At 58.3% G+C, this 14078-nt stretch carries 11 protein-coding genes and 3 tRNA genes; 5 read left to right on the top strand and 9 right to left on the bottom strand.

Going from position 1 to position 14078, the window contains the following annotated elements; all coding sequences use genetic code 11:
• Positions 1 to 45: 45 nt before the first annotated feature.
• Positions 46 to 966 carry a hypothetical protein gene (locus ACEE43_RS01640; RefSeq protein WP_449108321.1) on the bottom strand — a complete coding sequence of 307 codons (921 nt, stop codon included), beginning with the start codon at positions 964 to 966 and terminating at the stop codon, positions 46 to 48.
• A gap of 114 nt (positions 967 to 1080) precedes the next feature.
• Here ACEE43_RS01640 and ACEE43_RS01635 point away from each other — a divergent pair, with 114 nt between their 5' ends.
• Positions 1081 to 2148, top strand: a complete 1068-nt coding sequence (locus ACEE43_RS01635; protein ID WP_449108320.1) for a hypothetical protein — start codon at positions 1081 to 1083, stop codon at positions 2146 to 2148.
• A gap of 95 nt (positions 2149 to 2243) precedes the next feature.
• Here ACEE43_RS01635 and metG read toward each other — a convergent pair whose 3' ends face one another.
• The 5 genes from metG to ACEE43_RS01610 all read right to left on the bottom strand — a co-directional run bounded on the left by metG (position 2244) and on the right by ACEE43_RS01610 (position 9236).
• The gene (gene metG, locus ACEE43_RS01630) at positions 2244 to 3785 is read right to left on the bottom strand and encodes a methionine--tRNA ligase (protein ID WP_449108319.1); all 1542 of its coding nucleotides are present in this window, start codon (positions 3783 to 3785) and stop codon (positions 2244 to 2246) included.
• A gap of 76 nt (positions 3786 to 3861) precedes the next feature.
• Positions 3862 to 5457 carry a phosphoglycerate dehydrogenase gene (serA, locus tag ACEE43_RS01625; protein WP_449108318.1) on the bottom strand — a complete coding sequence of 532 codons (1596 nt, stop codon included), beginning with the start codon at positions 5455 to 5457 and terminating at the stop codon, positions 3862 to 3864.
• 257 nt (positions 5458 to 5714) lie between these two features.
• Positions 5715 to 6743: a ketol-acid reductoisomerase gene (gene ilvC, locus ACEE43_RS01620; RefSeq protein ID WP_185174491.1), complete on the bottom strand. Its 1029-nt coding sequence runs from the start codon at positions 6741 to 6743 to the stop codon at positions 5715 to 5717.
• A gap of 148 nt (positions 6744 to 6891) precedes the next feature.
• Positions 6892 to 7401 (bottom strand): acetolactate synthase small subunit, encoded by a 510-nt coding sequence (gene ilvN / locus ACEE43_RS01615; protein ID WP_185174490.1) that lies wholly within the window; start codon positions 7399 to 7401, stop codon positions 6892 to 6894.
• Complete coding sequence (locus tag ACEE43_RS01610) at positions 7398 to 9236, bottom strand: acetolactate synthase large subunit (protein WP_449108317.1); 1839 nt, start codon at positions 9234 to 9236, stop codon at positions 7398 to 7400. Before ACEE43_RS01610 ends, ilvN begins: the two co-directional genes overlap by 4 nt.
• 429 nt (positions 9237 to 9665) lie before the next feature.
• Here ACEE43_RS01610 and ACEE43_RS01605 point away from each other — a divergent pair, with 429 nt between their 5' ends.
• On the top strand, positions 9666 to 10118 hold the full coding sequence (locus ACEE43_RS01605; RefSeq protein ID WP_237185900.1) for a hypothetical protein: 453 nt from the start codon (positions 9666 to 9668) through the stop codon (positions 10116 to 10118).
• Between the two features lie 122 nt (positions 10119 to 10240).
• On the opposite strand, the gene ACEE43_RS01600 is transcribed toward ACEE43_RS01605, so the two are convergent.
• The 3 genes from ACEE43_RS01600 to ACEE43_RS01590 form a co-directional block, all read right to left on the bottom strand.
• Positions 10241 to 10313 (bottom strand) — tRNA-Lys (locus ACEE43_RS01600).
• Positions 10314 to 10497: 184 nt separating this feature from the next.
• Positions 10498 to 10570, bottom strand: a tRNA-Lys gene (locus ACEE43_RS01595).
• A 168-nt stretch (positions 10571 to 10738) separates the two neighbouring features.
• Entirely contained in the window at positions 10739 to 11353 is a 615-nt protein-coding gene (locus tag ACEE43_RS01590; protein WP_237194255.1) for a MarR family winged helix-turn-helix transcriptional regulator, read from the bottom strand.
• Between the two features lie 199 nt (positions 11354 to 11552).
• Here ACEE43_RS01590 and bcp point away from each other — a divergent pair, with 199 nt between their 5' ends.
• The 3 genes from bcp (at position 11553) to ACEE43_RS01575 (ending at position 14021) form a co-directional block, all read left to right on the top strand.
• Complete coding sequence (gene bcp, locus ACEE43_RS01585) at positions 11553 to 12023, top strand: thioredoxin-dependent thiol peroxidase (RefSeq protein ID WP_185174486.1); 471 nt, start codon at positions 11553 to 11555, stop codon at positions 12021 to 12023.
• A gap of 73 nt (positions 12024 to 12096) precedes the next feature.
• Positions 12097 to 12178, top strand: a tRNA-Leu gene (locus ACEE43_RS01580).
• Between the two features lie 115 nt (positions 12179 to 12293).
• Positions 12294 to 14021 (top strand): ABC transporter substrate-binding protein, encoded by a 1728-nt coding sequence (locus ACEE43_RS01575; protein ID WP_449108009.1) that lies wholly within the window; start codon positions 12294 to 12296, stop codon positions 14019 to 14021.
• Positions 14022 to 14078: the final 57 nt, after the last annotated feature.

The raw sequence follows: 14078 nt of genomic DNA, 5'->3' as shown, positions 1-14078 counted from the left end.
TAGGCGGGCGTCCGCTTCTCTCAGGGGCAGGACGCCCGCCCCGCCTTAGCTAGCGCTGGGGCTAGCGGTGGGGGTTGGGACCGTCACCGGTGAAGTATTCTTGGGGTCGGCTTTATCGGCCTCAACCCGTTCAAGGGCGGTTGCATGAATAGCTTCCAATTCATCAGAGAACTGCTCAAGACGCTGGTAAACAGCCTCATAATAGGAGTTCTTCAGATCGGTGATAGAAGAGTCAAAAGAGATGCTCTCACGGCAAGAGATGTCGGCCTGCAGCATCTTCTCCGCGTTATCGGCCCCCAGCAAACTAGAGCTATAGGCAGCCTGATCGGTGCTCGAAGCCTGACCAAACCCCGCGTCCTTCATGCAGCTAGCCCATGACTCCTGCAGAGCCAGATAATTCTCATCGACCCGCAGGCTAGTCTCAATAGCCTGGGCAAACTCGGGGGCCAGCAGGGCAGCCTTCACGCCGTTCTCCACAGAGCCATAGATGTACTCGTAGCTCTGGGCCATGCAACCAGCCGAGTTCAGTTCTCCACTGGAATACTCCATGAAAGTCACGGTAAAGGGCTCGCCGTCCTCCCCCAGATAGGCGTCCAGCCCCGCCTGGTCAAAGCTAGCGGTAGCCCGGCCTTCAGCGGCAGGTAACTGACCGTAACCCGAGGCTTTCAATTCCTCGGTGGTTCGGCCCGTATAGACCGCAGAGTCCAAGGTCAACCCAACCTCAGGCTCCTGGTAGCTACCACCGGCCTCAGCCACGCAGCGCTCCACAAAAGCCCGACGGGCAGACTCAGCCTCTGCCGGCGGGAAAATCCAGGACTCAAGGGCATCAAGGTGCTCGGCCTGAGCGGTCTCGGCGGTCAGCTCATCGAAGTTCTGAGGCTGTGAAGAACACCCGGCCAGCCCTAAAGCTGTGAAACAGCCAAGTACTGCGATCCCTTTTACACAGCGGTTCGTAAGTAATGACACGGCGTCCTCCCTAGATAATCAGCCTCAATTCTAACTACTATGAATAAGCAGCATCACCACAATCCCCACATGAAACCACGACGACCTCGTCACAGAAAGCAGACTAGTAACGTTATGACCTCCCTTGACCAGCAAGGACTTCAGACCAGCCGCCGTGGCCTCATGCGCTTTGCCGCGCTTACAGGTGTGGCCGGTGTTGCCACCGCAGCAGGAACCGTAGCCATCAACGCTACCGCTCACGCAGCGGACGCAACCGCCAGCGTCTTCCCCTCAGATTTCTCCTACCCCACCGTTACCGGCCCCTCCCTGGCCCTGTGGGGTAGCTCCTCCTTCGAAGGTGCCCAAGCCGACCAGGGCGTGCCTGCGGGGTTCAATGCGAGCATGGAAGCCCTGCTCAGCAGCTACCTTTCAGCACCGATTCTAGAATTCGGCCGCGGTGGCGAAACCTCCACCATGATTGCGGCCCGCCGAGGCGTGGCAACCAACATCTATAAGCTCTCCTTCCCCAACGACCGTATCCCGGCCAGCGGAACAGTAAATATCACTCTTTCTGATGCCACCTATGTCGCCTGGGGTGTAAGTGCCTATGTACCCGGCTACGTTGGCGGTGTAGCGGGTGTGCTCAAGGCAGGGACTACAGAGGGTACCTATACCTTCACCCGCGTTGTTCCCGGTGAAGAAATCTACGCTCCCGCCAATACTGAGGCTGCCTGGTTCTACTCCTACCAGGAGATGATTAGCCGCTCTTCCTACCATGTACTCCAAATCGGCCGTAATAATATCAGCGACTACGACCGCATCACTCAAGATACCCAGCGTTGCTTTGACTTAGCACCGGAGCGCACGATCGTTATGGGCCACTTCGCGTCAAAGGGTGATGCCCTGGACTCTGACCGTGTCAAGAAGGTCAAAGCCTATAATGAGTGGGCAGCAAGCACCTATGGCACTAAGTTCATGAACCCCGAAACCTATCTGCGCGAAACGACCCAGGAGTCTTGGCTGCGCTACGGTGCCCTTTCTGGCTCAGGTGTCTGGTCTTCAGACGAAGACCGCAAGGCTTACGAGGCCGGGCAGATTCCCCCGTCTCTGTATTCCTCCGACGGCCTGCACCTGAACGGCTGGGGTTACATTGCCCTGTCGCAGATGGTCTACTACAAGGTCACTGAGCTCGGCTGGTTCTAGCCTCTCGGGTGTAAGCATAAGGACGCGGCCCCCGCCTTTCGCGCGAAAGGTGGGGGCCGCGTCCTTATACGTTTGCTGGATACCCTGCTCGTAGCCTAGGCGTTCTTGGGTTCCTCGTAGCGGGGGAATACGGGAGCCGGGGCGGGTAGCTCGGTGCCGGGCACTAGGGCTTGATCAAGCGCTGCGAAGAGGCGGTTCTCGGGAGCAACCGCCAGCAGGTCGAGCAGCTTGCCCATGGAGGTGGGCATGACCGGCTGAGCAAGAGTTGCAACGATGCGTAGCACCTCTGCGGTTACATAAAGCACGGTGTTCATGCGCTCCAGGTCGGTCTTGCGCAGCTTCCAGGGCTCCTGGGCGGTGAAGTAGCGGTTGGCTTCGCCCACGACCTGCCAGATACGCTCCAGGGCGCGGTGGAAGGCCTGTTCGTCGAAGTCAGAGCGGACGGGCTCGTACAGGGCTGCTGCCATCTCTAGCATGGCGGTATCTTCTGCGGTAAATGCACCGTGGGCAGGAACCTTGCCCTCGCAGTTCTTAGCGACCATGGAGAGGGAGCGCTGGGCCAGGTTACCCAGGTCATTGGCGAGGTCTGAGTTGATACGGTTCTTGATGCCCTCAGCTGAGTAGGAGCCGTCCTGGCCGAAGGAGACATCGCGCAGCAGGAAGAAGCGCAGCTGGTCCAGGCCAAAGCTGGCGACCAGGTCGGCAGGGTCAACCACATTGCCGATGGACTTGCTCATCTTCTCGCCGTCCACCAGCAGGAAGCCGTGGCCAAAGACCCGCTTGGGTAGGTCCAGACCGGCTGACCAGAGGAAGGCGGGCCAGTAGATGGCGTGGAAGCGAGTGATGTCCTTGCCGATCATGTGCAGGTCGGCAGGCCAGAACTTGGTGAACAGTTCGCCCTCGGTATCGGGGTAGCCCAGGCCGGTGATGTAGTTGGTCAGGGCGTCCACCCAGACGTACATGACGTGCTTGTCGTTGCCGGGTACAGGTACGCCCCAGTCGAAGGTGGTGCGGGAGATGGAGAGGTCGGTCAGGCCGTTCTTGATGAAGGCGGCCAGCTCGTTGCGGCGGGATTCGGGGTAGACGAAGCCCTCGGTGGAGTAGAGCTCCAGCAGGCGGTCACCGTACTTGGAGAGACGGAAGAAGTAGGATTCCTCTTCGGTCCACTCAACTTCGGTGCCGGTTGAGATGGCGTAGCGGACGCCGTCGCGCACCTCGGTTTCGTCCTCAGTGTAGTAGGCCTCGTCACGCACGGAGTACCAGCCGGCGTACTTATCCAGGTAGATATCGCCGCTCTCTTCCATCTTTGTCCAGATGGCCTGAGAAGCAGCGTAGTGGTCGGTATCGGTGGTGCGGATAAAGCGGTCGAAGTCAGCACCGACCATCTCAGCCATGGCGCGGAAGCGGGCGGAGTTTTCGTCCGCTAGCTCCTTGGGGGTCTTGCCCTGTTTTTCGGCTGTGGTCTGCATCTTCTGCCCGTGCTCATCGGTACCGGTCATGAAGCGCACATCGAAGCCGTCCAGCTTCTTAAAGCGGGCCATGGTATCGGCGGCAATAACCTCATAGGCATGCCCGATATGGGGGGCACCGTTGGGGTAAGAAATCGCAGTGGTGATGTAGTACGGGGTAGAAGTCATAGGTACCACTTTACCCGCTTACACCAACCACTGCGAACGCTATTTCACACGGGAAAAAGCCCACCCGCGCTTCCAGTTAGTCGGCCAGATTGATAACCGCTGCGCGAGAAGCGTTGACTACCCGCTTGATGGATTCGAGCACCTCGGCTGAGAGGGCTGAGTCCAGGGCCAGGACGCAGAGGGCTTCAGCCTTCTTGTCGTTGCGGGAGACCTGCATACCGGCGATGTTGATGGAGGCGGTGCCCAGCAGGGTACCGATAGCGGCAATAACGCCCGGGCGGTCTTCGTATTCGAGCACCAGCATGTGGTCGGTGATGGGGATTTCGATATCGTAACCGTTGACGTTGGTCAGTTTCTCGATGAGCTTGGGGCCGGTGACAGTACCGGCGACGGAGACCACTTCACCGTTAGCGAGAGCACCGGTGAGTACGGTTTCGTTGCGGAAGTACTCGGTATCGGTGGTGGTGACCAGCTCAACCTCAACGCCGCGCTGTTCGGCTAGCACGGGGGCGTTGACGTAGGAAACCTTGTCTGAGACGACGTCGGTGAAGACACCCTTGAGGGCTGAGAGCTTGAGGGAGGTGACGTCCTTGGTAGCGATTTCGCCAGCGATCTTGACCTCGACGCGGGTGAGGGCTTCGTCGCCGCCGATGGCGGTGAGTATGCGGCCGACATTCTCTGCCAGGGGGACACCGGGGCGAACGTCCTTGTCGATGGCGCCGCCTGCGACGTTGACGGCGTCGGGCACCAGGTCACCTTCGAGGGCCAGGCGGACGGACTTGGCAACGGAGATTCCGGCCTTTTCCTGGGCTTCGAAGGTGGAGGCACCCAGGTGGGGGGTGGCAACGACGTTGGGCAGCTCAATGAAGGGCACGTTCTTGGCGGGTTCCTTGACGTAGACGTCGATGGCCGCGCCAGCAATTTCGCCCGAGCGCAGGGCTGCGTCGAGGTCTGCTTCGTCGATGAGGCCACCGCGGGCTACGTTGACCACGTAGGCGGTCTTCTTCATCTTCTTGAAGCTCTCAGCGTTGATCATGCCCAGGGTTTCGGGGGTGCGGGGCATGTGGATGGTGATGAAGTCAGAGCGTTCTACCAGCTCATCCAGTTCAACCAGTTCTGTGCCCAGGGCTGCTGCGCGGGCTGAGGTGACGAAGGGGTCGTAGGCGATGATTTCGGTGCCGAAGGCCTTGAGGCGTTCTGCAACCAGGCCGCCGATTCGGCCCAGGCCGATAATGCCGATGGTCTTTTCAAAGAGCTCGACGCCTGAGAAGGCGGAGCGCTTCCACTGACCAGCCTTCATGGAGGCGTCGGCAGCAGCGATGTTACGGGCCAGGCCCAGGATGTGCCCGACGGTGAGCTCTGCAGCGGAAATGACGTTAGAGGTGGGAGCATTGACCACCATGACGCCTGCCTTGGTGGCGGCCTTGATATCGACGTTATCGAGGCCAACGCCCGCGCGGGCGATGACCTTGAGCTTCTTGGCAACGGCAATAGCTTCCGCATCGACCTGGGTGGCTGAGCGCACCAGAATAGCGTCTACATCTGCAATGGCGGGGATGAGTTCGTCGCGGTTGGCTCCGTCGCAGGAGCGGATTTCAAAGTCAGGGCCCAGGGCTTCAACGGTGGCAGGTGAGAGTTCTTCAGCGAGCAGAACGACGGGTTTTGCAGTCACAGGTGGTTTCCTTAGATAGCGGGTGACGGTTAGAGAAAGTGGGGCAGCTGGCGCTTCGGACCCTAAGGACGCCGCTGGTAGGGGTGCTCTGGTGAGAGCAGGAGTGCGGTGGTTAGGCTACAGTTCACCGTACGGCTGTAGCTAGACCGCTCCCCCAGTTTACTGGGGGGTTGGCAAGAGCCGGCTACCTTGCCCTGGGTGGGTGAGGTAGCCGGCTCTTGAGAGTTCACTGCTGGTGCAGATGAGAGTAGCTTGGCTTAGCGGGCAACTGAGCCGTCGACGTAGTCTGAGTCAACGGAGTTGTTCCAGGCAAAGAGCTTGCGCAGTTCGCGGCCGGTGGCCTCGATGGGGTGGGCTTCGCCCTTGGCACGCAGTTCCTTGAACTCGGGGCCGCCGGCTGCCTGGTCTTCCATGAAGCGCTTGGCGAAGGTGCCGTCCTGAATATCGGCCAGAACAGCCTTCATGTTTTCCTTGACCTCGGGGGTGATGACGCGGGGACCTGAGACGTAGTCGCCGTATTCTGCGGTGTCTGAGATGGACCAGCGCTGCTTGGCGATGCCGCCCTCAATCATGAGGTCAACAATCAGCTTGAGCTCGTGCAGCACCTCGAAGTAGGCGATTTCGGGCTGGTAGCCAGCTTCGGTCAGGGTTTCGAAGCCGTACTGGATCAGCTGGGAAGCGCCACCGCAGAGAACTGCCTGCTCGCCGAAGAGGTCTGATTCGGCTTCTTCCTTGAAGGTGGTTTCAATGACGCCTGCGCGGGTTGCGCCCATAGCCTTGGCGTAAGCCAGGGCCAGGTCGAGGGCCTTACCTGAGGCGTCCTTTTCAACGGCGACGAGGGCGGGCACGGCGCGTCCTGCCTCAAATTCGCGGCGGACGGTGTGGCCGGGGCCCTTGGGGGCAACCATGGCAACGTCGACGCCCTCGGGGGCTTCGATGTAGCCGAAGACGATGTTGAAGCCGTGGGCGAAGAAGAGGGCGTCACCTTCGTTGAGGTTGGGGGCGATGTCGTTCTTGTAGACCTCTGCCTGAACCTGGTCGGGGGTGAGGATCATGATGACGTCTGCTTCTGCTGCTGCTTCTGCAACGGTGAGGACGCGCAGGCCTTCTGCTTCTGCCTTGGCGCGTGACTTTGAGCCTTCTGCAAGACCAACGCGGACGTCTACGCCGGAGTCACGCAGGTTGAGGGCGTGGGCGTGGCCCTGGGAACCGTAGCCGATGATGGCGACGGAGCGTTCTGCGATGTTCGCCAGATCTGCGTCGTCGTTGTAGTAGATCTTTGCCATGGTGTTCGATCTCCTTGATCGGTTGAGGGGCAGCAGCTGCTGCTAAACCTTGGTTGTGATGAACCGTTAGTCTCTAGCCTAGTAGGTTCGGCTGATTTTGAGACGCGGGTTTCATATTTTGGAACGATATTTTTGGGTAACTCTTACCCTAGCCGCGCAGGGCCTTTTCGCTCATGGAGCGAGGGCCGCGGGAAAGCCCGATGGTGCCAGCACGCACGATTTCGCGAACACCAAAGGGTTCAAGCACCTCAAGCAGGGCGTTAATCTTGTTGGCTGAGCCGGTGGCCTCGATAATGACGGACTCGGTAGAGACATCCACAATCTTGGCGCGGAAGAGGTCGGCGGCCTGGGTGACCTGGATGCGGGCTGCCGCGTCCGCCTTGACCTTGATGAGAATGTGGTCTCGCTGGGCCGACTGTTCGTCGGGCAGTTCCACAATCTTGAGCACGTGGATCAGCTTGTTGAGCTGTTTGGTGACCTGCTCAAGCAGCACGCCCTCGGCGTCGACCACCACGGTGATGCGGGAGATACCCGGAACTTCGGTGGGGCCCACGGCCAGGGAGTCAATGTTAAACATGCGGCGGGCAAAGAGGCCTGAGACTCTGGCCAGCACGCCGGGCTTATCTTCTACAAGAACCGAGAGGGTGTGGCGGCTCATAGCATCTCCTCATCTTCGCCCCAGGAGGGTGAGATATCTTTAGCAATCTGAATCTGGTCGTTGGACACACCCGCAGGCACCATGGGCCAGACCAGGGCATCGGGGCTGACGTTGAAGTCCACGACAACAGGACGGTCGTTAATGGCCAGGGCCTGCTTGATGGTTTCTTCAACATCCTCATCGCTCTCACAGCGCAGGGCGGCGCAACCATAAGCTTCAGCCAGTTTGACGAAGTCAGGTACTCGCTCGGTACCCATGCCGGTCTTGAGATGGGTGTTGGAGTAGCGGCCATCGTAGAAGAGGTTCTGCCACTGGCGCACCATACCCAAGGACGAGTTGTTGATAATGGCAACCTTGATGGGGATGTTGTTCTGCACGCAGGTAGCTAGTTCCTGGTTGGTCATCTGGAAGCAGCCATCACCGTCAATAGCCCATACAACGGAGTCGGGGAAGGCAACCTTGACACCCATAGCGGCGGGGACCGAGAAGCCCATGGTGCCCAGACCTGCTGAGTTGATGAAGTGGCGGGGGTTTTCGCTCTGGATAAACTGGGCTGCCCACATCTGGTGCTGGCCGACACCGGTGACGTAGTAGGCGTCGGGGCCGGTGAGCTCGCTCAGCTTTTCGATGACGTACTGGGGGGAGCCCAGGCCGTCGTCAGTCTTGGTGTAGCCCAGCGGGAAGGTTTCCTTGAACCGGTTAACCAGCTTCCACCAGTCCGAAAGGTCGGGAAGTTCAGAGGCAAACTCGCCCTCGAGAATCTCGTTAAGCTCGGGAAGCACGTAGCGCAGATCCCCCACAATGGGCACGTCGGCAATACGAATCTTTGAGATTTCTGCGGGGTCTACATCGACGTGGATGACCTTAGCGTGCGGGGCAAATTCTGAGACAACACCGGTGACGCGGTCGTCAAAACGTGCGCCCAGGGCAATGAGCAGGTCGGACTTCTGCATGGCGGTCACGGCCGGGACAGTGCCGTGCATACCGGGCATGCCCAGGTTCTGGGGGTCAGAGTCGGGGTAGGCGCCACGGGCGGTGAGGGTGGTAACGACGGGTGCACCAATGGTCTTAGCCAACTTGAGCAACTCGTCGGACGCTTCAGCGCGGACGACACCGCCACCCACGTAGAGGACGGGGCGCCGGGACTCGGTAATAAGCTTGGCCGCTTCGCGAATCTGCTTGGAGTGGCCGCGGGTGACGGGGTTGTAGCCGCGGGGGTCGGTGTTAGCGGGCGGCCAGGAGAAGTCCATCATGCCCTGCTGGGCGTCCTTGGTTATGTCAACGAGGACGGGGCCGGGGCGACCGGTTGCGGCAATTTTGAAGGCGGTGGCGATGCAGCGGGGAATCTCCTGGGCATCGCGCACCATAAAGGAGTGCTTGGTGATGGGCATGGTCATGCCCACGATGTCGGCTTCCTGGAAGGCATCGGTGCCGATGACCTTTGAGGAGACCTGGCCGGTAATACAGACAATGGGCACAGAGTCCATGTTGGCGTCCGCAATGGCGGTGAGCAGGTTGGTGGCGCCGGGGCCCGAGGTGGCGATAGCTACGCCGACCTTACCGCTGGCAATCGCGTAACCTTCTGCCGCGTGCCCTGCCCCCTGTTCGTGGCGCACCAGAATGTGATTGAGCTTTTCAGAATCAAAGAGGGGGTCATAGGTGGGCAGAATCGCGCCGCCGGGCAGGCCGAAGATATCGGTTACACCCAGTTCTTCGAGGGAGCGGACGATGGCTTGAGAGCCGGTCATGCGCTCTACCGGTGAGGTTTCTGAGCTGCTACGGTTGCCCAGGTTTTTAGCTAGATCTGCAGGGTTGATGGGATTTCCCGCTGTCATTGGTGATCCTCGCGATGGTCTGAAGATGATCTTGTGTGTGAGCGGTGGGTGCGCCCGTTGGGTGTAGGTAGTGCCGGGTTGCGGATAAACCTAGAAAAAAACCCTCCGCTTGGTTGAGCGAAGGGTGCGCACGCCGTAAGACACATCAAAGACTTATGCTGCGCACTCGTTCACGAGTCGCACCACAAGAATAATCTGTGACTGCTGGCGTGTTGTCATACCCCTTATTCTTGGTGCTCAAGGGCACACCGGTCAAACCGGTCTTAGAATGTGACACACCATTTTCACACATCAAGACACTTCAAGGAAGCCCCTGCGCCCCACTCTCGGCAAGTCGACACAAACCTGCACATCGTCATTTAAAGACTTTTAGGCAATCAGCAGTACTTTTCTAGCCAAGACAACACTTATAGCACGTAGACTGATGACATGACTGAACCCCAGCTCACCAGTAGTGAAATCGCCAAGGCCCTGCATACTGTCTTCGATAGTCAGATTATTAACTATGGGGCCTACAACCTGGTTTTTGCTACAGGTTCATCTATCTACCGAAACCCCGATGTAGCATCCCGCCAGGAAGAGGGTCAAAGCCATTTCCTCATTGGCTACAGGGATACCCCACGAGAGGCCGTCATTGCCCCGCTCTCTCTACCCGAAGTTCGCGGTACCGGCACGCCCACCTCGATCGACAACACCAACGCCGCACGCACTTTCACTCTTTCAGAGTTTTCGTTTGGGCTAGAGTCCACAAACGGCACCTCATTTTCCCTCACCTTTGAGCCACAGATGACTGTACAAACCTCAGAAGGTAGTGGTGTGCTCGACCAGGCACTTGATATCGAAGATTTCAAGCGTGTCATTATTGAGGCTTGGGAGCTCTAACCCTTCTCCCCATGGTGAAGCCCGCATACAAAAGACTGGGCATCACCTGAAAAATAGACACAGACAAACCAGGATAAATGAAAAGAAGCCCGACCGGATAACCGGTCGGGCTTCTTACGCTGTGCGCCCCCTGGGACTCGAACCCAGAACCCATTGATTAAGAGTCAATTGCTCTGCCAATTGAGCTAGAGGCGCATATTTACTTGTCAGACCGAGAACCTGTCTCAGCAACGGGTTCTACTATACGCAGCTTTTTTGAGGCGCGCAAGCTGAAAAGGGTGTTTGTGAGCACTTCCACAAAATAGCGGATCTTTACATCTAAAAATATATAAGTACACAAAGAAGCCCGACCGGACAACCGGTCGGGCTTCTTACGCTGTGCGCCCCCTGGGACTCGAACCCAGAACCCATTGATTAAGAGTCAATTGCTCTGCCAATTGAGCTAGAGGCGCATATTTACTTGTCAGACCGAGAACCTGTCTCAGCAACGGGTTCTACTATACGCAGCTTTTTTGAGGCGCGCAAGCCAAAAAGGGTATTTGTGAGCACCTTCATAAAAAGCGTATATGTACAGCCCATACAGAAGACCTCCCGCCGTATCGACAGGAGGCCCAGAAGCACTATTTACGGTACTCAGCAATCATCTCTGGCGTAATAACGTCCATAACAGCGGTATTGACGCGCTCAACGATAGGCTCCGCGACATTAGCCTCGGGTACGTCGGCTTCTGCCGACGGAGCCTCTGCTAAAGATTTAGTGATAGCCCCAATCTGGGCGGTGCGCTCACCGGCAACATCATCGAGTACCTCTCCACCACCATGGTGTTCATTGAGGCTTTCGATAATGTGAATGAGCATTTCGCGAAATTCAGGGTTTGAAAGCTCGCCGGCAGATCCCAGCTTGCGGTCAATATTCTCCGCTTCAGCCAACACACGCCGCCCCTCTTCGGTGATACCCAGAAGGTAGCTACGGCGATCTATGGTGTTCCTGGTGCGAAATACATGGCCGTGCGCTTCAAGACGAGCAAGGGTTTTACCCATGGTCTGCGCCTGCACACCTACGAGGGAGGCAACTTTCACCTGTGAAATCATGCCTTCGCGGGCGATGACACCGAGAGCTGTTACGCCAGCGTGAGTGAGCCCAAGTGACTTCAGCTGATCGTTCCAGCTGTATTCCAGCATGCGCGCTGCAGTTGAGAGGAGTCGATTAATCGACCAATTACGAATTTCTGGCATAGCACCATTATAAGCATACTCACCACTTATATGCCTAGACATGACAGGTGCTTGACACAATCCACCGTACACTGAGTAATTGTTGAACAACCCTGTTTTTCCGCTAAAAATCAGCTCTCCTTGCCCCTGATAAGCTGGAGGCAAGGCCGCAGCCCGGTGGGTTGCACCCCTATTCTGTTCACCATGTGAAAGGACGCCCGTGGAACGACTTACTCCGGGAACCCCCGCACCCCAGTTCACCCTGCCCGCTGCAGGAGGTGGAACTGTCACCCTGGCCGACTACGCGGGGCAGAAGGTAATCATCTACTTTTACCCCAAGGCATCTACCCCCGGGTGCACCACCCAGGCCTGCGACTTTAGAGATAATCTGGCCTCGCTCACCTCGCACGGCTACGCCGTCCTGGGCATCTCGCCCGATAGCGTCAAGGCCCTCGATACCTTCACTGAGAACCAGGAACTCACTTTCCCCCTGCTCTCTGATGAAGACCACGCGGTTGCGGAAGCCTACGGAGCCTGGGGCGAAAAGAAAAACTATGGCAAGACCTACGTAGGTCTAATCCGTTCCACTCTCGTCATCGATGAAAAGGGCATCATAGAGGTCGCCCAATACAACGTCCGGGCCAAGGGGCATGTTGCAAAGCTGCGCCGAGATCTAGGCATCGATGCCTAACCGCGACGGCCGTATTTAGCAAAACCTCTCAAGGTGTTGTAGCATAGACACTGTTGTGCTGACAGCACCGCATGCGCGAGTGGTGAAATTGGCAGACACGCAGGATTTAGGTTCCTGTGCCTTACGGCGTGAGGGTTCAAGTCCCTCCTCGCGCACATAGACGAAACACCCGTTCAGCCCGGTTTATCCACGGTTGGACGGGTTTTTTGATAGCTAAAACCTGACGGTAAGGTCTAGGTCAACGTGCCTCAGAACGAAGGGGATTCTCTTATGGCAGCATCAGCCCTGTCTCGCCGCACTCTGCTTCACTATGGTTCCATACTTACCGCTGGGCTAGCCCTTTCAGCCTGTTCGAGCCCGACTGAAGCCGACCCCGCAGCGTCCGCGTCCGCCACCGAGAGTGCAGGCCCCACCTTCCGTTTTGCCCAGGGCGCGCAAGTACTCACCCTTGACCCGGCAGCGACCTACCGGGTAGAAAGCCACCGCATCAGCGCCCAAATTCTAGAACCTCTAGTTCGATCTGATGTCAACACCGGTGAGCCCGCCCCCTCTCTTGCAACCAGCTGGGAGACTAGCGAGGACGGTCTCACCTACACCTTTAATCTGGTTGAGAATGCCACCTTTAGCGATGGCACCCCGTTGACAGCCAGTAGCGTACTGGCCAATATCGAGCGTTGGTCTACTCTGGGAAAAACTGCTCTCACCCGTATGACTCAGCCTTTTCATCAGCTCTTTGGCAGCGCTAAAGCCGCAGACGGCAACGAGATTAAGCCCCTGGTGACCGCCTGGTCGGCACCTACAGATACTAGCCTTGACATCGTTCTCAGCCGACCTTCTCGCAGTTTTCTCAAGGCCCTGAGCCAGCCAGCCTACGGGGTTGTTCTACCCAGCAGTATCGGGGCGGACGGCTACCTCACCGGCTCCCCCATAGGAACCGGAGCCTTTACGCTGAGTTCCTGGGATGGCGGTACCGCCGTCCTCACCCGTAACAGTTCCTACCGGGGCGAGCCCGCCGATCTCGGCACCATCGAGTTCCTTACCATTCCCGATGCCGAAAAGCGCTACTACAACCTGCTCGAAGGCAGCATTGACGCCTACGACCAGGTAGCCCTCAAAGACTACGTCCCCCTGGCCCTTGACGGTTACGCCGTACAGTCCCGCGACCCCTACGCAATTGCTTATATCGGCATCAACCTCTCCCACCCTGCCTTCGACGATGCCCGGGTTCGTCAGGCACTAGCCCGCTCCATCGACCGGGCTGCCATCGTCGAGACCTATTACCCCCAGGGCACCAATACCGCCCCCGACTTCATCCCCGCCCTCTTCCAGATGAAGAAAGAGGACATGGAGCAGGTCTACACCTATAACCTCACCCGCGCCAAAGAACTTCTCAGGGCCAGCACCTACGCCAATCAGGCCATTGATTTCTACTACCCGGTCAACCTGTCACTGCCGTCCCTGCCCTCACCCGAAGGTATCTACTCGCTCATCTCGGCCAACCTGGTCGAGGCAGGCTTCAATATTGTGCCCAAGCCCTACCGCTGGTCGGACGCCGGTACCGAGGACGTACCCACCGCCCACCCCGACTACGGGTTAGAACTGACCGGCTTTATCGGGGCTTTCCGCGACCCCACCACCTTTCTAGGGCATGTACTGACGCCGGCAGCGTCCGCCCCCACCACCATCAGCGAACCCAGCCCGAGCGCAAGCGCCAGTGCCAGCCCCTCCCCCACTTCCACAGCAGCAGCTACCGAACCGACCAAGGCTACTGCCAGCTACGCCAGTATCCGCCAGGCTATCAACGAGGCTGATACCCGCACCGATATCGCCGAATGGCGGGAAGCCTACAAGGACATCAATAACCAGGTAGCCAACCTGCTATCTGCAATTCCTCTGGCCTACCCTGTATCGGGCGTTACCCAGGGCCAGAGGGTGCGCACCTACACGGTGAGCGCCACCTGCATCGATGATTTCTCCACCGTGCACATCGACGACTAGCCCACCGCGGGCGTCCGCAAAAGTGCGTCAAAGAACCGTACGTGTTAGGTAGGTCGC

The sequence above is a fragment of the Rothia sp. 11254D007BW genome (assembly GCF_053548195.1).
Note: the sequence above shows the minus strand (reverse complement) of the source record. Positions and strands in the feature narration are given on the sequence as shown.

Coding starts and splice junctions, on each gene's coding strand:
- ACEE43_RS01610 (WP_449108317.1), bottom strand. CDS start 9,236: ATGACAGCGGGAAATCCCATCAACCCTGCAGATCTAGCTAAAAACCTG.
- ACEE43_RS01635 (WP_449108320.1), top strand. CDS start 1,081: ATGACCTCCCTTGACCAGCAAGGACTTCAGACCAGCCGCCGTGGCCTC.
- ACEE43_RS01575 (WP_449108009.1), top strand. CDS start 12,294: ATGGCAGCATCAGCCCTGTCTCGCCGCACTCTGCTTCACTATGGTTCC.
- ACEE43_RS01605 (WP_237185900.1), top strand. CDS start 9,666: ATGACTGAACCCCAGCTCACCAGTAGTGAAATCGCCAAGGCCCTGCAT.
- ACEE43_RS01590 (WP_237194255.1), bottom strand. CDS start 11,353: ATGCCAGAAATTCGTAATTGGTCGATTAATCGACTCCTCTCAACTGCA.
- metG (WP_449108319.1), bottom strand. CDS start 3,785: ATGACTTCTACCCCGTACTACATCACCACTGCGATTTCTTACCCCAAC.
- ilvN (WP_185174490.1), bottom strand. CDS start 7,401: ATGAGCCGCCACACCCTCTCGGTTCTTGTAGAAGATAAGCCCGGCGTG.
- ilvC (WP_185174491.1), bottom strand. CDS start 6,743: ATGGCAAAGATCTACTACAACGACGACGCAGATCTGGCGAACATCGCA.